This window comes from Streptomyces sp. NPDC043876 (genome assembly GCF_056435825.1).
Genome location: NZ_JBWKDV010000006.1, coordinates 520,261 through 541,343, shown reverse-complemented (window position 1 = coordinate 541,343; position 21,083 = coordinate 520,261). Strand labels below are relative to the sequence as shown.

General features: G+C 70.4%; 19 protein-coding genes. 6 read left to right on the top strand and 13 right to left on the bottom strand.

From position 1 onward, the window contains the following. Window positions 1-151 precede the first annotated feature (151 nt). From AC0693_RS21755 to AC0693_RS21725, 7 genes are all read right to left on the bottom strand, one after another. Window positions 152-1,543 (bottom strand): nucleobase:cation symporter-2 family protein, encoded by a 1,392-nt coding sequence (locus AC0693_RS21755; RefSeq protein ID WP_356404899.1) that lies wholly within the window; start codon window positions 1,541-1,543, stop codon window positions 152-154. 389 nt (window positions 1,544-1,932) lie between these two features. Continuing rightward, window positions 1,933-3,330 (bottom strand): 8-oxoguanine deaminase, encoded by a 1,398-nt coding sequence (locus AC0693_RS21750; protein WP_469316429.1) that lies wholly within the window; start codon window positions 3,328-3,330, stop codon window positions 1,933-1,935. A gap of 187 nt (window positions 3,331-3,517) precedes the next feature. Then, on the bottom strand, window positions 3,518-4,441 hold the full coding sequence (gene pucL, locus AC0693_RS21745; RefSeq protein ID WP_356404895.1) for a factor-independent urate hydroxylase: 924 nt from the start codon (window positions 4,439-4,441) through the stop codon (window positions 3,518-3,520). Window positions 4,442-4,443: 2 nt separating this feature from the next. Then, the gene (gene uraH, locus AC0693_RS21740; protein ID WP_356404893.1) at window positions 4,444-4,848 is read right to left on the bottom strand and encodes a hydroxyisourate hydrolase; all 405 of its coding nucleotides are present in this window, start codon (window positions 4,846-4,848) and stop codon (window positions 4,444-4,446) included. Further along, on the bottom strand, window positions 4,845-5,357 hold the full coding sequence (gene uraD / locus AC0693_RS21735) for a 2-oxo-4-hydroxy-4-carboxy-5-ureidoimidazoline decarboxylase (RefSeq protein WP_469338710.1): 513 nt from the start codon (window positions 5,355-5,357) through the stop codon (window positions 4,845-4,847). The genes uraH and uraD overlap by 4 nt, the downstream gene beginning before the upstream one ends. A 151-nt stretch (window positions 5,358-5,508) precedes the next feature. After that, window positions 5,509-5,907, bottom strand: coding sequence for a helix-turn-helix domain-containing protein (locus tag AC0693_RS21730; RefSeq protein ID WP_478802601.1), 399 nt, complete (start codon window positions 5,905-5,907; stop codon window positions 5,509-5,511). Then, window positions 5,904-6,155: a hypothetical protein gene (locus AC0693_RS21725; protein WP_356404888.1), complete on the bottom strand. Its 252-nt coding sequence runs from the start codon at window positions 6,153-6,155 to the stop codon at window positions 5,904-5,906. Before AC0693_RS21725 ends, AC0693_RS21730 begins: the two co-directional genes overlap by 4 nt. Before the next feature lie 183 nt (window positions 6,156-6,338). Here AC0693_RS21725 and AC0693_RS21720 point away from each other — a divergent pair, with 183 nt between their 5' ends. The 3 genes from AC0693_RS21720 (at window position 6,339) to AC0693_RS21710 (ending at window position 9,859) form a co-directional block, all read left to right on the top strand. After that, window positions 6,339-7,172 (top strand): TIM barrel protein, encoded by an 834-nt coding sequence (locus AC0693_RS21720; protein WP_478802600.1) that lies wholly within the window; start codon window positions 6,339-6,341, stop codon window positions 7,170-7,172. Window positions 7,173-7,247: 75 nt separating this feature from the next. Beyond that, complete coding sequence (locus AC0693_RS21715; protein WP_478741585.1) at window positions 7,248-8,138, top strand: 2-hydroxy-3-oxopropionate reductase; 891 nt, start codon at window positions 7,248-7,250, stop codon at window positions 8,136-8,138. Between the two features lie 263 nt (window positions 8,139-8,401). Beyond that, window positions 8,402-9,859, top strand: a complete 1,458-nt coding sequence (locus tag AC0693_RS21710) for a catalase (RefSeq protein ID WP_356404882.1) — start codon at window positions 8,402-8,404, stop codon at window positions 9,857-9,859. A 765-nt stretch (window positions 9,860-10,624) separates the two neighbouring features. Here the strand turns inward: AC0693_RS21710 and gcl are convergent. Beyond that, on the bottom strand, window positions 10,625-12,403 hold the full coding sequence (gene gcl, locus AC0693_RS21705; protein ID WP_478802599.1) for a glyoxylate carboligase: 1,779 nt from the start codon (window positions 12,401-12,403) through the stop codon (window positions 10,625-10,627). Window positions 12,404-12,670: 267 nt separating this feature from the next. Between gcl and AC0693_RS21700 the strand changes: the two genes are divergently transcribed. Further along, window positions 12,671-13,450: a hypothetical protein gene (locus tag AC0693_RS21700; protein ID WP_478802598.1), complete on the top strand. Its 780-nt coding sequence runs from the start codon at window positions 12,671-12,673 to the stop codon at window positions 13,448-13,450. Between the two features lie 74 nt (window positions 13,451-13,524). Then, on the top strand, window positions 13,525-14,013 hold the full coding sequence (locus tag AC0693_RS21695; RefSeq protein WP_356414721.1) for a glutathione peroxidase: 489 nt from the start codon (window positions 13,525-13,527) through the stop codon (window positions 14,011-14,013). Window positions 14,014-14,055: 42 nt separating this feature from the next. On the opposite strand, the gene AC0693_RS21690 is transcribed toward AC0693_RS21695, so the two are convergent. Together AC0693_RS21690 and AC0693_RS21685 are read right to left on the bottom strand one after the other, a co-directional pair. After that, window positions 14,056-15,843, bottom strand: coding sequence for an AMP-binding protein (locus tag AC0693_RS21690; protein ID WP_478802597.1), 1,788 nt, complete (start codon window positions 15,841-15,843; stop codon window positions 14,056-14,058). A gap of 45 nt (window positions 15,844-15,888) precedes the next feature. After that, window positions 15,889-17,073 carry a winged helix DNA-binding domain-containing protein gene (locus AC0693_RS21685; protein ID WP_478802596.1) on the bottom strand — a complete coding sequence of 395 codons (1,185 nt, stop codon included), beginning with the start codon at window positions 17,071-17,073 and terminating at the stop codon, window positions 15,889-15,891. 166 nt (window positions 17,074-17,239) lie between these two features. Here AC0693_RS21685 and AC0693_RS21680 point away from each other — a divergent pair, with 166 nt between their 5' ends. Then, window positions 17,240-18,346, top strand: coding sequence for a magnesium and cobalt transport protein CorA (locus AC0693_RS21680; protein WP_478802595.1), 1,107 nt, complete (start codon window positions 17,240-17,242; stop codon window positions 18,344-18,346). A 74-nt stretch (window positions 18,347-18,420) separates the two neighbouring features. Here AC0693_RS21680 and AC0693_RS21675 read toward each other — a convergent pair whose 3' ends face one another. From AC0693_RS21675 to AC0693_RS21665, 3 genes are all read right to left on the bottom strand, one after another. Continuing rightward, a complete protein-coding gene (locus AC0693_RS21675; protein ID WP_478802594.1) occupies window positions 18,421-19,137 on the bottom strand; it encodes an alpha/beta fold hydrolase in 717 nt (238 codons plus the stop codon). Between the two features lie 103 nt (window positions 19,138-19,240). Beyond that, window positions 19,241-20,044 carry a helix-turn-helix domain-containing protein gene (locus AC0693_RS21670; RefSeq protein WP_478802593.1) on the bottom strand — a complete coding sequence of 268 codons (804 nt, stop codon included), beginning with the start codon at window positions 20,042-20,044 and terminating at the stop codon, window positions 19,241-19,243. A gap of 186 nt (window positions 20,045-20,230) precedes the next feature. Beyond that, window positions 20,231-21,082 (bottom strand): alpha/beta fold hydrolase, encoded by an 852-nt coding sequence (locus tag AC0693_RS21665; RefSeq protein ID WP_478802592.1) that lies wholly within the window; start codon window positions 21,080-21,082, stop codon window positions 20,231-20,233. Window position 21,083 lies beyond the last annotated feature (1 nt).

The following is a 21,083-nucleotide window of genomic DNA, read 5'->3' as shown; positions in this document are numbered from 1 at the left end:
CCTGATCCCGCTCGTTCCCCCTCCGTGGCCGCCGCCCCACCCCCCCCCCACCCCCCCCCCCCCCCCCCCCTCCCCCCCCCCCTACCCCCCCCCCCCCCCCCCCCCCCCCCCCCCCCCCCCCTCCCTCCCCCCCCCACCGCCGTACGGCCGTTCAGTGCGCCGGGACCGCTTCCGGGGCGGTGGCCGGGGCCACGCCCTTGCGGCTGCCCAGGTGGTTGAAGGCCAGGTTGAGCACGATGGCCACCACGCAGCCCGTGCTGATGCCGGAGTCGAGGACGACGAGCAGATCCTTCGGGAAGGCGTGGTAGAAGGTCGGCGCGGCGATCGGGATCAGGCCGATCCCGAGGGAAGCGGCGACGATCAGGGCGTTCTCGCCCTTCTCCATGGCGGCGCCCGCCAGGGTCTGGATGCCGCTGGCCGCGACCGATCCGAAGAGGACGATGCCCGCGCCGCCGAGCACCGGCAGCGGGACCAGCGCGATGACGGAGGCCGCCATCGGGCACAGGCCGAGCAGGATCAGGATGCCGCCGCCGGCCGCGACGACGAACCGGCTGCGCACCTTCGTCATGGCGACCAGCCCGATGTTCTGGGCGAAGGCGCTGCACATGAAGCCGTTGAACAGCGGGCTGATGGCGCTGCCGAGGGTGTCGGCGCGCAGACCGCCCTCGATGGTCCTCGCGTCCGCCGGGCGGCCGACTATCTTGCCCAGCGCCAGGATGTCGGCGGTGGACTCGGTCATGCAGACCAGCATGACGATGCACATCGAGATGATGGCGGCGACCTGGAACTGCGGGGCCCCGAAGTGGAAGGGGGACGGGAAGCCGACCACGTCCGCGCTCTTGATGGGGCCGAAGTCGGTCATGCCCAGCGGGATCGCGAGGAGCGTGCCGGCGACCAGGCCGAGCAGGATGGCGATCTGCTGGAGGAAGCCGCGCAGGAACTTGCGCATCAGCAGGACGATGACCAGGGTGACCGCGGCCATCCCGATGTTCTTCATCGATCCGTAGTCGGTCGCGGTGCGGTTGCCGCCCTGGGACCAGTTGAAGGCCACGGGCAGGAGCGAGACGCCGATGAGGGTGATCACCGTACCGGTGACGACCGGCGGGAAGAAGCGGACCAGTTTGCCGAAGTAGGGGGCCGCGAAGAAGCCCACCAGACCGGCGACCATGATCGCGCCGAAGATGACGGGGATGGCGTCCGCGCCCTCGCCCTTGCCTATCGCGATCATCGGGGTCACACCGGCGAAGGAGACGCCGTTGACGAAGGGGAGCCGGGCGCCGATCTTCCAGAACCCGAGGGTCTGGAGGAGGGTGGCGAGTCCCGCGGTGAAGAGCGAGGCGCCCATCAGGAACGCGGTCTCGGTCGGGGAGAGTCCGACGGCCGGCCCGACGATCATGGGCGGTGCGACCACGCCGGCGTACATGGCCGCCACGTGCTGGAGACCGCTGGTGAACATTTTCAGCGGAGGCAGGGTCTCGTCGACCGGGTGCTTCTCCTGCGGTACTGCGACTGCGTCTTTGCGAAACCTGGGCGTTGCGGCCACGGCTTCCTCCGGTCGGGTAACACGTCGGCAGGGACGTGGGTGTCTTGGAGGTGGTGCGAAAGCTGTGCGAGTCGAGCCTTGGAAACGGTGTTCGGTTGTGGGGTGTGCCTGTGGGTGCTCGTGGGGGCAGGCGACGAGGTGGAGGAACGATTCGCCCGAGTCGTTCTCCGGGAAGTCCGTGGGGCGGCGAGAGCTGGAGGTGCCGTGGCAGTGGCGCGGGGGCACGTGCCGTGGAGCCGGTGGCACGAGTCACCGTCCCCGGGGGCGCCGTAGGAACGCGGCACCGCCCGGGACCGGCTGCCGCGGACCCCGCTCGGGTCCGCGGCGACCGGTCGGGGGCCGTCCCCCCCGACCGGACTCCGTGGGATCAGGCCTGCACGGCCGGATCGCTAGGACTGCAGTCGCGCGAGGCGCTGCGCCTCTTCCCGGGTGGACACCGCGATGGCGTCCTCGTCCGCGAAGAGCAGTCGGTTGTTCTCGACGATCTGCTTGCCGTTGACCAGCGACAGGGTCACCGGGGCCGCGGCGCCGAAGACCAGGGCGGTCACCGGGTCGGCGATCGAGGAGTGGGCCAGCGTGCTCAGGTTCCACATCACCAGGTCGGCGCACTTGCCGACCTCCAGCGAACCGATGTTGTCGGCGCGGCCGAGCACCTGGGCGCCGCCGTACGTACCGAGGCGCAGGGCCTGGCGCGCATTGAGGGCGCGCTCGCGGTGGACGGGGTTGAGGCGGTTGATGAGCAGCGCGTTGCGCAGCTCGGTGTGCAGCTCGCCCGACTCGTTGGAGGCGGTGCCGTCCACGCCGAGGCCGACCGGGACGCCGGCGGCGAGCATGTCGGGGACGCGGGCGATGCCCGCGGCGAGGCGCGCGTTGGAGGACGGGCAGTGCGCCACACCGGTCTTGGTACGGGCGAAGGCGGCGATGTCGGAGTCGTTCATGTGGACGCTGTGCGCCATCCACACGTCCTCGCCGAGCCAGCCGGTCGACTCGAAGTAGTCGGTCGGGCCCATGCCGAACAGTTCCTTGCAGAACTGCTCCTCCTCGACGGTCTCCGAGCCGTGCGTGTGCATGCGCACGCCGAGGCGGCGGGCCAGCTCGGCGCCCTGCTTCAGCAGCTCGGTCGAGACCGAGAAGGGGGAGCACGGCGCGACGGCGACCTGGGTCATCGCGTCGAAGGAGTGGTCGTGGTGCTTCTTGACGGTCGCCTCGGTGTCGGCGAGCGCGCCTTCGAGGGTCTCGACCGCGTGGTCCGGCGGCAGACCGCCGTCCTTCTCGCTGCGGTCCATCGAGCCGCGGGCGAGGGTGAAGCGGACGCCCATCTCGGACGCGGCGCGGATGATCGAGCCGGAGAGGTCGCCGGAGCCCTTGGGGAAGACGTAGTGGTGGTCCATCGCGGTGGTCACACCACCCTTGGCCATCATCGCCAGCGAACCCTGGGCGGCCGTGTACGTCATCTGCTCGTCGATGCGCGCCCAGGTCGGGTACAGCGCGACGAGCCAGTTGAAGAGGTTGTGGTCGGTGGCCAGACCACGCGTGATCCACTGGTAGAAGTGGTGGTGCGTGTTGACCAGACCGGGGGTCACGAGGTGCCCGGTGCCGTCGATCCGACGGACGACGTTCTCGAGGTTCTCGGGGGCCCTGCCCGCGCCGATGGACTCGATCCTGTTGCCGGCGACGACGACGTGACCCGAGGCGTACTCGGTGTCGTTCGCGTCGACGGTCGCAATCGCACAGTTCTCGATGACGATGCGCTCTACCGCGCCGTCAATGGCTGCCGATGCTGCCATGGGACTTCCTCGTGCTTTCAGTGGCGGTACGGGCACGGCAAAGCCCAGGGTTTTGAGTGCCGGAGCCGGGGGCCTTGACAGCTGACAGTACTGCCGCCCCGTGTGGTGCGTCCGGGTGCCGATTCAGGAAGTTGGAGAGTGTCGCGGTCCCGGGGCCACTGCGGAGCCCCGGGACGCGCGTGCCGCGTCAGAGGTTGGTCATGTCCACGGGGATGCGGGCGTCGACGCCGTCCCGCAGGACCGTCGCCTCGATCAGCCCGTACGGGCGGTCCGCGGCGAAGTAGACCTCGTTGTCGTTCTTGAGGCCGAAGGGCTCCAGGTCGACGAGGAAGTGGTGCTTGTTCGGGAGCGAGAAGCGGACCTCGTCGATCTCCGAACGGTGGTTGATGATGCGCGAACCCATCTGGTAGAGGGTCTGCTGCAGCGACAGGGAGTAGGTCTCCGCGAAGGCCTGCAGCATGTGCTTGCGGGTCTCGGCGTAGGACTTCTCCCAGTTGGGCATCCGCTGCTCGTCGTCCGACCAGTTGAAGCGCCAGCGGGCCGAGACCTGGGTGGCCAGGATCCGGTCGTAGGCTTCCTTGAGGGTCGTGTACTTGTCCTTCACGTAACCCCAGAACTCGGAGTTCGTGGAGTTCATGACGACCAGGTCCTTGAGGCCGGAGATGACCTCCCAGTTCTGGCCGTCGTACGTGATCTGGGTGACCCGGGTCTCCTGGCCCTCGCGGACGAAGGAGTGGTTCACCTCGTCGGAGCCGATGAACTTGGAGTTGGCGTCCGAGGTGGCGATCCGGGACCAGGAGTACTCCTCGATCCGGATCCGGGCCTTCTGGATCGGCTCCTGGCTGGTGACGAACCAGCGCGCCAGGTGGATGCCGAACTGCTCGGCGGACTCGATGCCGTACTCCTTGGCGAAGGCGTACACCGTGTTCTTGGTGGTGTCCGTCGGAAGGACGTTCGCGTTCGAGCCGGAGTAGTGCACGTCGTCCATGTCGCCGGAGAGGGCGACCGAGACGTTCAGGTCCTTGATGTGGTGGGTGTCGCCGTCCCGCGTGATCTTGACGACGCGGTTCTCTGCCTTGCCGTACTGGTTCTGGCCCAGAATCGTGGCCATGACTAGCTCCCTCGGTAAACGGAGTAGCCGAACGGGTTGAGCAGCAGCGGTACGTGGTAGTGCTCGCCCGGGTTGACCGCGAACGTGATGGTCACCTCGGGGAAGAACGCACCGCTGTCCCTTACGCGGGGGGCGTCCTGCTGCGCCTCGGCTTGCTTGTGTGCACTGTGCTTGTTCGAGAAGTACGTCTCGGTCTCGAAATCGAGCCGTACGTGGGTGGTGCCCTCCGGCAGAGCCGGCAGGTCCTTGCAGCGGCCGTCCGCGTCGGTGGCGGAGCCGCCCAGGGCGGCCCACGCGCCGTCGAGGCCCGTACGGGCCGACAGGGCGATGGCCACGCCTTCGGCGGGGCGGCCGATGCTCGTGTCCAGGATGTGCGTGGACACGGAAGCGGTGGTGTCGGTGCTCATGCGCTCTCTTCCTCCACGAGTCGGGTCAGGCGGATCCGGTTGATCTTGACCAGCTCGCCGCGGGCGATCTCCCGCTCCTGCTCCGGCGAGTTGCCGATCCGGGTCTTGACCGCGTCCCGCATGAACTCACCGGTCGCACCGGTGGCGCAGATGAGGAAGACGTGACCGAACTTCTCCTGGTAGGCCAGGTTCAGTTCGAGCAGCTCGGCCTTCAGCTCTTCGGAAGCGCCGGCCATCCCCCGCTGTTCGCGGGCGGAGGTCGGGTCACCGGGCTTCGGCCGGCCGATCGGCGCGTGGCCCCCCATGGCCTCGCCCAGGTCCTCGGCGGTCAGCTCCGCCATGGCGGATTCGTTGGCCGAGAAGAGGGAGTCGACGGTGGAGAAGGGGCGCTGGGCGAGCAGTTTGCCCACCCAGGCCGAGCTGGCGCACACCTCGTGCAGCTCAGCCGTGGCCGCGCTGTCGTCCAAGGTGTTGATCCGGGTGAGACCCGGGGTCGGACTCGAAGTCACGGTAGGCCTCCGTGGCCTTGTTGCTTAACGGGCTGGGCATAGCTAACGCCCTCGACAACACCGCGTCAACACTTTGTTGAAACTTCCCGTACACAAAAGCCGCCGCCCGGATGAATAGGGCGGCGGCTCGTCACCGTGGGTCAGGCGGCGTTCACTCCGGGGTCGGCTTGGCGGCCCCCCGGGGAGGGTTCGACTCCCTGTTCAAGTAGTTGTAGACCGTGAAGCGGCTGACCCCGAGGGCCCCCGCGACCGTCTCCACGCCGTGCCGGACCGAGAAGGCGCCGCGCGCCTCGAGTATCCGGACCACGTCCTGCTTGGTCTTGCGGTCCAGCTGCGCCAGCGGCACGCCGTGCCGGCGCTCCAGCGCCGCCAGGATGTGGTCCAGGGAGTCGGACAGCTGCGGCAGCCGTACGGCGAGCAGGTCCTCGCCCTCCCAGGAGAGGACGACGTCGTCGGGCTGGGCCAGGGCGGGGTCCATCAGCTCGCCGCCCATCGCGTCCACGAGCGGCTTGACCGCGGCGACGAACGGGTGATCGCGGGGCTCGGTCACGGGGTGTCCTCCCCGATCACATTCACCTGGAGGGACACGCGGGTGGCCCCGGCGCCCAGCGCGTCGCGCAGCAACGCGGTGACCGCGTCCAGCACGGCGGCCGATTCACCCTCGGCGGTGTTGCCGAAGGGGCCGACGTCCACCGCGTCCAGCCGGGCCCGCCGCATGACCTCGCGAGCGGCCACGGCATGGTCGGGGGCCTCTTCGAGGTCGAAGGGCTCGGTCGTGAACTCCACTCTCAATCGCACGCGGTCAAGCTACCCGGCGGCCGGGGGCGGCGCGACAGCGCCTCCGTCCCGTGGTCGCACGGCGGGCGCCGCGGGCGAACGGGACTTTCCGGCGGTGCGCACTTGACAAGTGCGCCGCCCTGCTTGCAGTCTTCCATCAGGCAGAAAACAACTTCCGCAATACGGAAGGAGCGCACACCCCTCATGGGATACACGGACCAGCGCTTCGATGTGAACCTCTCGATCCTCTTCACGGAACTCCCGCTCCTGGAGCGTCCCGCGGCTGCCGCCGCGGCCGGCTTCACGGCGGTCGAGCTGTGGTGGCCCTGGATCGAAACCCCCACTCCCGCCCAGTCCGAGCTGGACGCCCTCAAGAAGGCCCTCGAGGACGCCGGCACGCAGCTGGTGGGCCTGAACTTCTACGCCGGCCAGCTGCCCGGGCCGGACCGCGGCGCGGTCTCCGTGCCCGGCGAGGAGTCGGACCGCTTCCGCGCCAACATCGACGTGGCGGCGGACTTCGCCGCCTCGGTCGGCTGCAAGGCGCTGAACGCCCTCTACGGCAACCGCGTCGAGGGTGTGGACCCGGCCGTCCAGGACGAGCTGGCCCTGAAGAACCTGGTCGTGGCGGCCCGCGCCGCCGACCGGGTCGGGGCGATCCTGCTGATCGAGACCCTGAACAAGCCCGAGTCGCCGCTCTACCCGCTGGTGAGCGCGCCGGCCGGCATCGAGGTCGTGGACAAGGTGAACGAGGCCACCGGCCTCGGCAACGCCAAGTTCCTGCTCGACCTGTACCACCTGGCGATGAACGATGAGGACCTCTCCGAGGTCATCGAAAAGTACGCCGCCAAGACCGGCCACGTCCAGATCGCCGACAAGCCCGGGCGCGGCGCCCCCGGCACCGGCGAGCTGCCCCTGGAGGGGCTGCTGGACCAGCTGAAGAAGGCCGGATACGAGGGCTACGTAGGCCTCGAGTACAAGGCCGCCGACGCCGCCGCGTCCTTCGCGTGGCTGCCCGCCGAGGCGCGCGCAGCGCGCTAGGCGGACGAAGTCCAGGCGATCGGCCAGGCACGCCCCACACTTTTCGTACGAAGCATTAAGAGAAGGACCCTCATCATGAGCACCCTCCCCAAGATCGCCTGGATCGGCCTCGGAATCATGGGCTCCCCCATGGCCGAGAACCTCCTGAAGGCCGGCTACCCGGTCACCGGCTTCACGCTGGAGCAGGACAAGCTGGACCGCCTGGCGGCCGCCGGCGGCAACGCGGCCGGCTCGATCGCCGAGGCCGTCAAGGACGCCGACGTCGTCATCACGATGGTGCCCGCCTCCCCGCAGGTCGAGGCCATCGCCTACGGCGAGAACGGCATCCTCGAGAACGCCAAGTCCGGCGCGCTGGTCATCGACATGTCGTCGATCACCCCGCAGACCTCGATCGACCTGGCGAAGAACGCCGCCGAGAAGGGCATCCGCGTCATCGACGCGCCCGTCTCCGGTGGCGAGGCCGGTGCCATCGAAGCCGTCCTGTCGATCATGGTCGGCGGTGAGCAGGCCGACTTCGACGAGGCGCTCCCGATCCTGGAGGCCCTCGGCAAGACCATCGTGCTCTGCGGCCCGCACGGCTCCGGCCAGACGGTCAAGGCCGCGAACCAGCTCATCGTCGCGGTGAACATCCAGGCGTGCGCCGAGGCCGTCGTCTTCCTCGAGAAGTCCGGCGTGAACCTCCAGGCCGCCCTGGACGTCCTCAACGGCGGTCTGGCCGGCTCCACGGTCCTGACCCGCAAGAAGGACAACTTCCTGAACCGCGACTTCAAGCCCGGTTTCCGGATCGACCTGCACCACAAGGACATGGGCATCGTCACCGACGCCGCCCGCAACGTCGGTGCGGCCCTTCCGGTCGGCGCGGTCGTCGCCCAACTGGTCGCCTCGCTGCGCGCCCAGGGTGACGGCGGCCTGGACCACTCCGCCCTGCTGCGCGCGGTCGAGCGCCTCTCCGGCGCGCAGATCTGAGCCGGCGGCCCGCACGCCGGGCCGCCGCTCCGCTCCCCCACCGGGAGCCCCGAGTTTCCGGATGGTGCCGGCGCTGACACCTGTCCTGTCGCGCCCAGGCGTCGGCACCGTCCGGATCACCACTCCCCGGGCCGCCCGGCTCCGGACCCTCTCTCTTCATCTTTCTTCAACAAACTGTTGACGGTGAGTTCGAGCCGAACCTAGGCTCACCTCCGCATGACGGAAGACCCTTTCCGCCAGCAGTTCCCGTACGGAAGGTCACCATGTCGAAGCGCACGCTGACGACCGAGTCCGGCGCCCCGGTCGCCGACAACCAGAACTCCGCCACCGCCGGCGTCGGTGGCCCGCTCCTGATCCAGGACCAGCAGCTCCTGGAGAAGCTCGCCCGCTTCAACCGCGAGCGCATCCCGGAGCGCGTGGTGCACGCCCGCGGTTCGGCCGCCTACGGCCACTTCGAGGTGACGGACGACGTCACGGCGTACACCAGCGCGGCGTTCCTGAACACGGTCGGCAAGAAGACCGAGACCTTCCTGCGGTTCTCCACCGTGGCCGACTCGCTCGGCGGCGCGGACGCCGTGCGCGACCCCCGCGGTTTCGCGCTGAAGTTCTACACCGAAGAGGGCAACTACGACCTCGTCGGCAACAACACCCCGGTGTTCTTCATCAAGGACCCGATCAAGTTCCCCGACTTCATCCACTCCCAGAAGCGCGACCCCTTCACGGGCAAGCAGGAGCCGGACAACGTCTGGGACTTCTGGGCGCACGCCCCCGAGGCGACGCACCAGATCACCTGGCTGATGGGTGACCGCGGCATCCCGGCGTCCTACCGCCACATGAACGGCTACGGCTCCCACACCTACCAGTGGACCAACGCCCAGGGCGAGGCCTTCTTCGTCAAGTACCACTTCAAGACGAACCAGGGCATCCGCTGCCTCTCCGCCGAGCAGGCCGCCGAACTGGTCGGCAAGGACGCCAACTCGCACCAGACCGACCTGCTCCAGGCGATCGAGCGCGGCGTGCACCCGAGCTGGACCCTCTACGTCCAGATCATGCCCGCCGCCGAGGCCGCGGACTACCGCTTCAACCCGTTCGACCTCACCAAGGTGTGGCCGCACGCCGACTACCCGCTGCAGCGCGTGGGCCGCCTGGTCCTCGACCGCAACCCGGACAACGTCTTCGCCGAGGTCGAGCAGTCGGCGTTCTCCCCGAACAACTTCGTCCCGGGCATCACCGCCTCGCCGGACAAGATGCTCCAGGGCCGCCTCTTCGCGTACGCCGACGCCCAGCGCTACCGCCTCGGCGTGAACCACACCCTGCTGCCGGTCAACGCCCCGAAGGCGACGCAGGCCCAGAACTACGGCCGCGATGGCGTGATGGCGCTGCGCAACGGCTCGCGCCACGACAAGAACTACGAGCCCAACTCGTACCAGGGTCCGGCCGAGACCGGTCTGGCGCTCGGCGCTCCGCTCGCGGTCAGCGGCCACACGGGCACGCACGAGGCCCCGGCGCACACCAAGGACGACGACTTCTTCCAGGCCGGTGAGCTGTACCGCCTGATGTCCGAGGACGCCAAGCAGCGTCTGGTGGCGAACATCGCCGGTGGCCTCTCGCAGGTCACCCTCGAGCACGTCATCGAGAAGAACCTGGCTCACTTCCACGCCGCCGACGCCGACTACGGCAAGCGCGTCGAGGAGGCCGTTCGCGCCCTGCGCGAAGGCTAGGAGCCCCCGAGCTGCGTCCGGAATGTGACGGGAGGTCAGATTCCGGACGCTCGGCCCGCACCGTGGACCCGGATGAGGGGTGGTACGCGGTGAGGGCAGGACGAGGACCGCGGTGGTGTCGAGCCAGTGCGGTGGTAAAGGCCCAGCGGCTTGTCTCTTGACCTGAGGGAGACGAAGCCAAGGTGTCCTGTCGCCACCACCGCGGTCCCAGCCTCTTCCTGCACGACCTCCCACCCGTGCAGGGGCCGCGCACAGCGCCCCCCCTGTACCCAAGACCCCGCCCGGCGGGTGCGAACGTCCTGTCGCGCCAGCCTCGTCCCGTCGGGCGGTCACACACCAGAGCGCCGCGTCACGGACGGTCCCGTGACGCGGCGCTTTGTCGTGTCCGGCGTCCACGGCCGTACGTCGACGATACCCGGGGCGGGGCGGTCAGGAGCGGGGCGCCCCGGGGCCGGCTGTACGGGACCGAGGCCTCCCGTAGCGCCCTCCTGCGGCTCCTGGCGACTCCTGCCCGCGAAGCCCATGGGACGGCGTCCGGGTGCGCCTTGAGCGGTTCCCCGGCGGTGGAGCGGGCCCCGGCACTGCCCACCGCCACCGGCCCCGGCACCGGCACCGGCACGGTGGACGCGGAGCCGGGGCCCGCGGCCCCGAGGAGGGCGTGCGGGGGCCCGTACCGGACACCGGACGCGGGAAGGCCCCCGTCCCTCCTTGCGGAGGGGCGGGGGCCTTCTCTTGCGGCTCGGCCGGGCGGGCCGGGCCGGTGGCTCAGACCAGCGGGCGGATGGCGGTCGGGGCGTGGCCCGGCTCGGTCGCGATCTCTTCCCACTCGTTGATGGCGTCGATGCCGGCGGCGCCCATCGAGATGTTGGTGACGCGCTCCAGGATCGCCTCGACGACGACCGGGACGCGGAACTCGGCGGCGAGCTTCTTGGCCTGCTCCAGGGCCGCGCCCAGCTCGTTCGGGTCCGTCACGCGGATGGCCTTGCAGCCCAGGCCCTCGACGACCTTGACGTGGTCGACGCCGTAGACGCCCAGCTCCGGGGAGTTGATGTTCTCGAACTCCAGGTTGACCTGGAAGTTGATGTCCAGGCCGCGCTGCGCCTGGCGGATCAGGCCGAGGTAGGCGTTGTTGACCAGCACGTGGACGTAGGGGATGTTGTGCTGCGCCCCGACGGCCAGCTCCTCCAGCATGAACTGGAAGTCGTAGTCACCGGAGAGCGCGACGACCGGGGTCGTCGGGTCGGCGGTGGCGACACCGAGCGCGGCCGGGATCGTCCAGCCGAGCGGGCCGGCCTGGCCGCAGTTGATCCAGTGGCGCGGCTTGTAGACGTGCAGCATCTGCGCACCGGCGATCTGGGACAGACCGATGGTGGTGACGTAGCGGGTCTCGGGGCCGAACGCCTTGTTCATCTCCTCGTAGACGCGCTGCGGCTTCATGGGGATGTTGTCGAAGTGCGTGCGGCGCTGGAGGGTCGCCTTGCGCTCCTGCGTCTCCGCGGCCCACGCCGAACGGTCGGGGAGCCTGCCCTCGGCCTTCAGCTCCTTGGCGACCTCGATGAACAGCTCCAGCGCGCGCTTCGCGTCGGACGCGAAACCGAAGTCCGGCGCGAAGATCTTGCCGATCTGGGTCGGCTCGATGTCGACGTGGACGAACTTGCGGTCCTTGGTGTAGACGGCCAGGTCACCGGTGTGACGGTTGGCCCACCGGTTGCCGATGCCGAGGACGAAGTCCGAGGCGAGCAGGTTCTCGTTGCCGTAGCGGTGCGAGGTCTGCAGGCCGACCATGCCGGCGTTCAGCTCGTGGTCGTCCGCGATGGTGCCCCAGCCCATGAGGGTCGGGATGACCGGCGTGCCGGTCAGCTCGGCGAACTCGACGAGCAGCGCGGAGGCGTCGGCGTTGATGATGCCGCCACCGGCGACGATCAGCGGCTTCTCGGAGTCCAGGAGGAACCGGATCACCTTCTCGGCCTGCGCGCGGGTCGCCTGCGGCTTGTAGACCGGCAGCGGCTCGTAGGTCTCCGGGTCGAACTCGATCTCCGTCAGCTGGACGTCGATGGGGAGGTCGATGAGGACCGGGCCGGGGCGGCCGGAGCGCATGAGGTGGAACGCCTGCTGGAAGACGCCGGGGACCTGGGCGGCCTCCAGGACCGTGGTCGCCGCCTTGGTGACCGGCTTGGCGATCGAGGCGATGTCGACGGCCTGGAAGTCTTCCTTGTGCAGCTTGGCGACCGGGGCCTGGCCGGTGATGCACAGGATCGGGATCGAGTCCGCGATGGCCGAGTAGAGGCCGGTGATCATGTCGGTGCCGGCGGGGCCGGACGTACCGATGCAGACACCGATGTTGCCGGGAGCGGTGCGGGTGTAGCCCTCGGCCATGTGCGAGGCGCCCTCGACGTGCCGGGCGAGGGTGTGCTTGATGCCACCGACGTTCTTCAGCTCGCGGTAGAAGGGGTTGATGGCAGCGCCGGGCACGCCGAACGCTTGCGCGACACCTTCACGCTTGAGGATCTCCACTGCAGCGGCGGCGGCTGTCATACGAGGCATCGAGTACTCCTGCGGGTCAGGCGGTCAGGCTTTTCCGTAATCCGGAAGTTTTGTTCTGCTATACGGAACAAGCTAAGCGGCGAGTTCCCGATCGTCAAGGCGGTGGAGAACCCCGGAACCCACCAAAAGCCGCGATCCGCTCGGTGAGTTGTACGAAGGGCCGGACCGGGGACGCGGACGGGCACGGAGATGGCCGACCCACCCCCCGGACGGTCGCGGGTGGTGGAGCATGGACCCACGCACAGCGACGGAGGGGGCACACGGCTCATGGCGGAATCGGTTCCGGTGCGCTGCCCGGCGTGCCTGCGCGAGAACGGCTACACCGCTCCGGTCTTCCCCTGTGCGTGCGGCAGCCCGGTCGCCCCGCCCCTGGACCGCTCCGCGCCGCCCCGGCCGCTGACGCACCGCACCTGGTCGGAGGCGTGGGTGTCGGTGCGGTGCGCGGCGTGCGGGCGGGTGAGCGAGTGGCCGCAGCCGGAGGCGGGGTGCGCGGCGTGCGGGACGGTGGTCCGGCTCGCGGTCCTCGCGGCGGAGGCGGTGGGCCCGGCGGAGGCGGTGGGCCCGGCGGAGCGGCGCGGGCCGATGGGGCCGGGGGGCGAGGGGGCCGCGCAGGTGCCCGCGCCGGGGCCGACGCCTTCTGTGGCGCCCTCGGTACGGCCCGCTTTCCGCCCGGTGACCATTCGTACCGCCCGCGACGCGGTGTCGACGGCCGCGCTGTACCTGCGCTGGCTCGGCTTCCGGGACGTACGGCAGCCCGACACGCGCCCGGTGCCCTCGGCGGCGGTCGACCTGCGGGCGCCCGGGCTGGTGGCGCAGGTGGATCCGACGACGTCAGCGGCCGGGCTGCGGGCGGTGGAGTGCGTGTGGCTGAACGGCCTGACCGCCTCCGCCACCAGCGTCTACTTCTCCCTGGCCGGATATACGGAGGACGGCCGGGCGCGGGCGGACGACCTGGGCATCCCGCTGTTCGTCATGGACCTGACCGGGATGCCGCAGCCGGTGAACGACGCGGCGGACGCGCTGGTGGTGACGGGGGCGCCGTACTGACCGGTGGGCGCGGAACACGCGGGGCCCTCGCGTTGTTGGCGGGAGTGCCAGTCCTGCCTTCCAAGGAGAGCGTCTTGAGCCTGTACGACATTCCGCTGACCACCCTGTCCGACGAGCCCACCAGCCTCGCGGCGTACAAGGGCAAGGCGATCCTGCTCGTGAACACCGCCTCGCAGTGCGGCCTCACCCCGCAGTACTCGGGGCTGGCCCGGCTCCAGTCCACCTACGCGGACAAGGGCTTCACGGTGATCGGCGTACCGTGCAACCAGTTCGGCGGCCAGGAGCCCGGTACGGCGGACGACATCCAGACGTTCTGCGCCACCGGCTTCGGTGTCACCTTCCCCATGCTGGAGAAGTCCGAGGTCAACGGGGAGAACCGGCACCCGCTGTACGCGGAGCTGGTGAAGACCGCCGACGCCGAGGGCGAGGCGGGCGACATCCAGTGGAACTTCGAGAAGTTCCTGATCTCCCCCGACGGCGAGGTCGTCGGCCGCTTCCGTCCGCGCACCGAGCCGGAGGCCCCCGAGGTCGTCGCCGCCATCGAGGCCCTTCTGGCCGCCTGAGGTCGGCCGCCCGAGGTCGGCCGCCCGAGGTTCAGGCAGTCGTCAGCGCAGATCGCCCTCGTCGTACTCCTGGCCCGCGCCCAGGGCGGTCAGCTCGCGCAGTTCCACCCGGCGGATCTTGCCGGACACCGTCTTCGGCAGCTCGGCGAATTCGATGCGCCGGATCCGCTTGTACGGGGAGAGCACGGCGCGGGAGTGCTCGAACAGGGCCCGGGCCGTCTCCGGCCCGGGCTCCCAGCCTGCCGCCAGGGCGATGTACGCCTTGGGCACGGCGAGCCGCAGCGGGTCCGGCGCCGGGACGACGGCCGCTTCCGCGACCGCCTCGTGCTCCAGCATGGCGCTCTCCAGCTCGAACGGGGAGATCTTGTAGTCGGAGGCCTTGAAGACGTCGTCGGCCCGTCCGACATAGGTGAGGTAGCCCGCCGCGTCGCGCGAGGCGATGTCACCGGTGCGGTAGACACCGCCCGCCATCGCCTCGGCGGTGCGCTCCTCGTCGTCGCGGTAGCCGGTCATGACCCCCGCGGGGCGGGTCGCCAGGTCCACGCACAGTTCGCCCTCGTCCGCGGATTCCTTGCCGGTGACCGGGTCCACCAGCACGATCTTGTATCCGGGCGCCGGGCGGCCCATCGAGCCGGGCTTGACCGGAACGCCGGGGAAGTTGCCCACCTGGAGCGTGGTCTCGGTCTGCCCGAAGCCGTCGCGGATGGTCACGCCCCAGGCCCGGCGGACCTTGTCGATCACCTCGGGGTTGAGGGGTTCGCCGGCGGCGACCGCCTCGCGCGGCGGGGTGCGCAGTGCGCCGAGGTCGGACTGGATCAGCATCCGCCACACCGTCGGCGGGGCGCAGAAGGAGGTCACGCCGCCGCGGTCCATCTCCGCCATGAGCCGCTCGGCGTCGAAGCGGGCGTAGTTGTGGATGAAGACGGTGGCGCCCGCGTTCCAGGGGGCGAAGACGTTGGACCAGGCGTGCTTGGCCCAGCCGGGCGAGGAGATGTTGAGGTGGACGTCCCCGGGGCGCAGGCCGAGCCAGTACATGGTGGACAGGTGCCCGATCGGGTACGAGGCGTGCGTGTGCTCCACCAGCTTGGGCCGGGCGGTGGTGCCGGAGGTGAAGTAGAGCATCAGCGGGTCCCCGGCGAGGGTCTCCCCGTCGGGTGTGAAGAGGGGGGCGGCGCCGGGGCGGGGCAGGGCGGCTTCGGGCATACCGGCGCGGGGCACATCGGTATCGGGCACATCGGTGTCGGGCACATCGGTACCGGGCAGGCTCGCGTACATGTCGGACAGCCGCAGCCAGCCCGCCGGTACGTCGTCCCCCGCGGCGATCCGCGTGTAGGCGCCCGGTACGTCCGCGAACTTCCCGGTGTCCTCGGCGCGCACGATGACGTGGCGGGCGCGGCCCCGCTCGACCCGGTCGCGCAGGTCGACCGGGCCGAGCAGCGGGGTGGCGGGGATGACCACCGCGCGCAGTTTCATCGCGGCGAGCATGACCTCCCACAGCTCGCGCTGGTTGCCGAGCATGACGATGATGCGGTCGCCCGCCGCGACGCCCTGGTCGCGGAGCCAGTTCGCGGCCACGTCCGACCGTACGGCCATGTCGGCGAAGGAGACGCCCTCGCTCGTCCCGTCCTCCTCGACGATGCGCAGGGCGTCGGCGGTGTTCCCGGCCGCGATGTGGTCGAACCAGTCCAGGGCCCAGTTGAAGCGCTCGGGCCGGGGCCAGGTGAAGTGCGCGTACGCCTCGTCGTAGGCGCCGCGCCGCTCCAGGAGGAAGTCCCGGGCGGCGAGGAACTGTGCGGTGGCGGTGGCGGACGCGTCGTCGTTCGATGTCATGGAACGCATCGTGCCGTGCCCGCCGGACGCACCACCAGAGCGGCGTCAGCCGGTGATTGACCCGAAGCGCACGCCGCCGTGCGGGGCGTCCGCCGTCCCCGTGGGCCGCACCATCGTTTCGAGCAGCAACTCCCCTTCGGCGACGACCTCTTGGCGCTGGGCCCGGGTGAGCTCCCGGAACGGTTCGACAGTCAGGACCCCGTCCGTCTCCTTCCACACCCCGGCGAGGAATCCGTCGACGAGCAGCGTGCGGTACGCCTGGTTGCCCTTCCACGTCCGGCCCTTGAGGCCGGCGGGGACCACCCGGGTGCGGTCGGCGTGGGACAGGAGCAGGTTGTCGAACTCGGGCAGGAAGCGCGGGGGCGCGGGCGCGTCGGCATCGGGGCGGGGCGCGTCGGGCAGGTCGAAGAGTTCCACGCCGTTCTCGTCGCGGAAGACGAGCAGCCGGGGCCGCAGCCGCTCGAAGGCCGCGCCCAGCCGGGTGAGACCGGCCCAGACCTGCATGTCCTTGACGGAGGCCGGCCCGAAGGCGCCGAGGTAGCGCAGGACGGCCTCGTCGACGGGCGGCGCGGCTGACGCGGACTCCGCCGGCTCTGTGGCGGGTACGTCGGGGGCCGGGCGGCCGAGCCAGTGGTGCAGGGTGGTCAGCCGGACTTGCCCGCTGCGCCCCCACACCCCGCGCGGGGTGACCTGGACGAGGGGCAGGGCGCAGCGCGCGGCGGTGGCCAGGGACGGGGGATCGGCGTCGGGCCACTCGCGCAGCAGCTCCTGCCCGATCTCCCCCATGGTGCGGGGCTCGTCACCCTCGACGAAGGCGCGCGCGAGCCGGGCGAGGCGCGCCAGGTCGACGCCGACCAGCCCCTTGCGGAAGACGGCGATCTCCCTGTCACGGGCGGGCTGGACCAGGGGGCGCAGGGCGAGCGCGTCCTCGGCGGTGTGCGTGTGGATCGTCGACCGCATGGTCACCATGCGCACCACCTGACGCGTTTCCATCAGCTCGGCCAGCTCTTCGGGACGGAATCCGGCGAGCCGGGCGTGCAGCTGGTAGTAGGGCGGCTTCACGTTCTGCGCCTGGAGCCCGACCAGGTGCGCGACGGCGTCCCCGGCCGACCGCTCGGCCCGGTCGAGGAGCAGCTGGCGGGCGAGCGTGGCCCGGTTCAGCGCGCGGGGACCCAGCACGGGAACGGACGGCTGCGCGCGGGCGGCCTGATGCGGCGTCGAGGGGACCATGACGGCACGCTAACCCAACGACCCACCCACGCCACCCGGCCCGCCCGATCCCCTTACCACCCGCATTCCGACCATTTCCCGCATATCCTGCACATGCGCCTAGTAAGGAACCACTCACAGTCACATTCACCACTCACCACTCACCACTGACCCGAAGCGGACCCCGATGCCGGAGCGCCCCGACCGCCGCCGCCCCACACCGCCGCCGCCCCCTTCCGGCCGCACGCCGACGGGCCCGGACCCGGCCCCCCACCGGTCCGTGGTCGACTCCGCCGTCTACCACGCAGGCCGCAGGGTCGCCTCCCCCACCGGCCTCGCCGAGACCTTCCGCCGCCTGCGCGAGCAGCCCGGCGGCATGGCATGGATCGGCCTGCACCGGCCCACCGAACCCGAACTGCACTCCCTCGCCACGGAGTTCAACCTCCACCCCCTCTCCATCGAGGACGCCCTGGAGGCCCACCAGCGACCCAAGCTGGAGCGCTACGGCGACACCCTCTTCGTCGTCCTGCGCGCGGCCCGCTACGTGGACGCCCTGGAGGAGGTCGACTTCGCCGAGCTGCACATCTTCGTGGGCCCGGACTTCCTGATCACCGTCCGCCACGGCGCGGCTCCCGACCTCTCGGCGGTCCGCCGCCGCATGGAGGCGACCCCGGAACTCCTGGCCCTCGGCCCGGAAGCCGCCCTCTACGCGATCCTCGACGACGTGGTCGACGGCTACGCCCCGGTCGTCGAAGGCGTCCAGAACGACATGGACGAGATCGAGACCGAGGTCTTCCGCGGCGACCCCGAGGTATCGCGCCGCATCTACGAACTCTCCCGCGAAATGGTCGAGTTCCAGCGCGCCACCCGCCCCCTGGTCGGCATGCTCCACAACCTGATGGCGGGCTTCGCCAAGTACGGCACGGACGAGGAACTCCAGCGCTACCTCCGCGACGTCGCGGACCACGTGACCCACACGAGCGAACGCGTGGACGGCTTCCGCCAGGCCCTGACCGAAATCCTGACGGTCAACGCCACCCTGGTCTCCCAACAGCAGAACGCCGAAATGCGCGCCCTGGCAGAAGCCGGCTTCGAACAGAACGAGGAGATCAAGAAGATCTCCTCGTGGGCGGCCATCCTCTTCGCCCCCACCCTGGTCGGCACGATCTACGGCATGAACTTCGAGACGATGCCCGAGCTCAAGTGGGCGGTCGGCTACCCCTTCGCCGTCCTGCTGATGGCGGTCGTCTGCGTGAGCCTGTACGTCGTCTTCAAGAAGCGCGACTGGCTGTAAGTCCGTACGTCGGCTCCGTTGCAGCAACCACTCCTCATGGCTGGGCCGGTCCGTTGCCAGCGGAGGCCCGTCGGTCAGTTCGCCGTCGCCCGTACCGCCTGCCTGATCAGGTCGGCCACGCGGGTGGGCTCTGACAGGAGGACGGCGTGGGAGGCTTCCGGGAGTTCGACGACGACGGCGCCGGCGCGGGCGGCGCCGAAGCGCTGGACCTCGGGGGCGATCGTGCGGTCCGCGCCGGCCACCAGGGCCCAGGACGGTTTCGTCCGCCACGCCGCCGCGGACGCAGTTTCGGTGAAGGCGGTTGTCGCGAGGGGACGTTGGGCGGCGGCCAGGACGGCGGCGACGTTCTCGGGGACGTCCGCCGCGAAGACGGAGGGGAACACCGTCTCCTCGATGGTGACCTCGACCGCCGAGCCGCCGTCGGGCAGCGGGTACGTCCACTCCTTCAGGTGGCCCGTCAATGGGGACGCGGGGAAGTTGCCCTGGAGCCGCCCGACGCTCTCGCCCTCGTGGGGTACGTAGGCGGCCACGTAGACCAGTGCGACGACGTTCTGCGCCGTGCCCGCCACGGTGATCAGCGCACCGCCGTAGGAGTGGCCGACGAGGACCGCCGGGCCGTCGACCTGGGCCAGGACGGAGGCGAGGTAGGCGGCGTCCGACGCCAGGCCCCGCAGCGGGTTCGACGGAGCGATCACCGGGATTCCGCTGCTCCGCAGTTCCGAGATGACGCCTATCCAGCCTGTCGCGTCGGCGAAGGCACCGTGCACCAGGACAACGGTCGGGTGGGGCATGCGAGTTCTCCTCTCCGTGCGACGGTTGCTCACGGTAGGGCCGTGGAAGCGGCACCTGTTGCAGGTGCGCGCATCCGCGCTGTCATGACGGCGCACACGCGCCTCAACGCGCTTGCGCGCCAAGGGCTTCGGCAGCCGGTGACGCGAAGGCCGAGGTCGCCAGCGTCTGCCATTCGCTGGGGCTCATGCCGTAGGCCCCGCGGAACGTGCGGCTGAAGTGCGACGGGCTGCTGAAGCCCCAGCGGTGCGCCACCGCGGCCATGGTGGTCCGCCGGTGGGTGCGGCCCAGTTCGATGCGGCAGAACTCCAGCCTGCGCTGCCTCACCCATTGGCTGACCGTGCTGCCGTCGTTCTGGAAGAGCTTCTGCAGGTAGCGGACGGAGATGTGGTGGGCGCGGGCGATCGACTCCGGCGAGAGGTCCGGGTCCATCAGGTGTTCTTCGATGTAGCCGTGGATACGGGCCAGCATCTCGTGGCCGGCCCCGGACGCGTCCCCGGCGGCCCCGTCCGTCGTGTCCGCCTCCAGGAGCTCCATGACCAGGACGGAGAGCAGGTGTACCGCCGTCCTGGCGCGCCGGTCCCCGATCACGGACCGGCGGGACTCGGCCTCGGCGGCGAGCGCCGTCAGGAACTCGGACGCCAGCGCCCCGATCCCCTCTCCGCCGCGTACGGGTACGCCGATCACTCGGTCCAGTTCCGGCTCCGTGACGCCCAGATAGCAGCGGGGCACCCGGAAGAAGATCATCCGGCAGTCCTCGCCGAACCGCAGCAGGTGCTGCCGGGCCGGATCGCAGAAGACCAGGTCGTTCGGCTCCAGCAGGGTCTCGGCGCGCCCGTGGACGACGGCGACGGGCCCGCGGACGTGGACGCCGAGGTAGATGTGGTTCCGGTCGTCCGTCTCCGGCATGTCGGAGAGCATCCGGACCAGCCACCCCGAGCGGGAGGAGGGGGCGGAGGCGGAAGGGGAGGGAGAGGCCGGTCGGGGCGCCTGCCGGGGAACCCGTGCGGGCGCACGGGACATCAGTGCGGGGGTCATGGGGTTTCCTAGCCGTGGGTGGGCGGGGGGGGTGGGTGGGGGCGGACGGAGGGGGATTCACGCGCCGTTCGCCGGCTCCTCGCCCAGGAACTTCTCCACCACGGCGTTGAAGGCCGGCGGGTTCTCCAGGAAGGCGAAGTGCGAGTTCGCCACGTCGGAGGGGAAGACGTGCAGGCGTGCGCCGGGGATCCGCTCGGCGACGAAGCGCTGCGAATCCGGGTGCACATGACTTCCCTCGCAGCCGATCACCAGGGTCGGCACATCGATGCGGGGAAGGACGTCGCGCCAGTCCTGCGCGCAGTGGTCGAACAGCAGGGGTACGCCCGCGTGGGCGGGTGTCGACCGGATCTCCTCCTGGACGAAGGCCAGCAGCTCGGCGTCGGGCTCGCCGGAGAACATCCCGCGCACGAAGTCGGCGCGGACCGTGTCGCCCTCCGGCCCCGCGAGGGCCGCCCCCAGGTACAGCAGTCCCGACACGTCGAAGATGGCACCACAGTCGCGCTGTTCCCCTCCCGTCATCCAGGGCACGGCGGCGACCGCAGCGGGCTGGTCGACGGCGACGAAGCGCCGGATGCGTCCGGTCCCGTACTGGTCGATGAAGCTCCACCACACCGAGACGCCCATGGACCAGCCCAGTGCGTCGAACCGGTCGAGGCCGAGGTGGTCGACGAGTTCGAGCACATCGCGCGAGAGCCGGGCGATGCGGTGGCCGTGACGGGGCTTGGCGGACTTCCCGTGGCCGCGGAAGTCGACGGTGACCACGCGGCGGCCGGGCGCCAGGCCCTCGCTCTGGTGGCGGAACATCGCCTGCGTCTGCCCCCAGCCGTGCAGCATCACGAGGGGGACGCCCTCGCCGCCGGTGTCCTGGTACGCGAGCCGCGCGCCGTCCGTCGTGATCAGTTCCTGCATG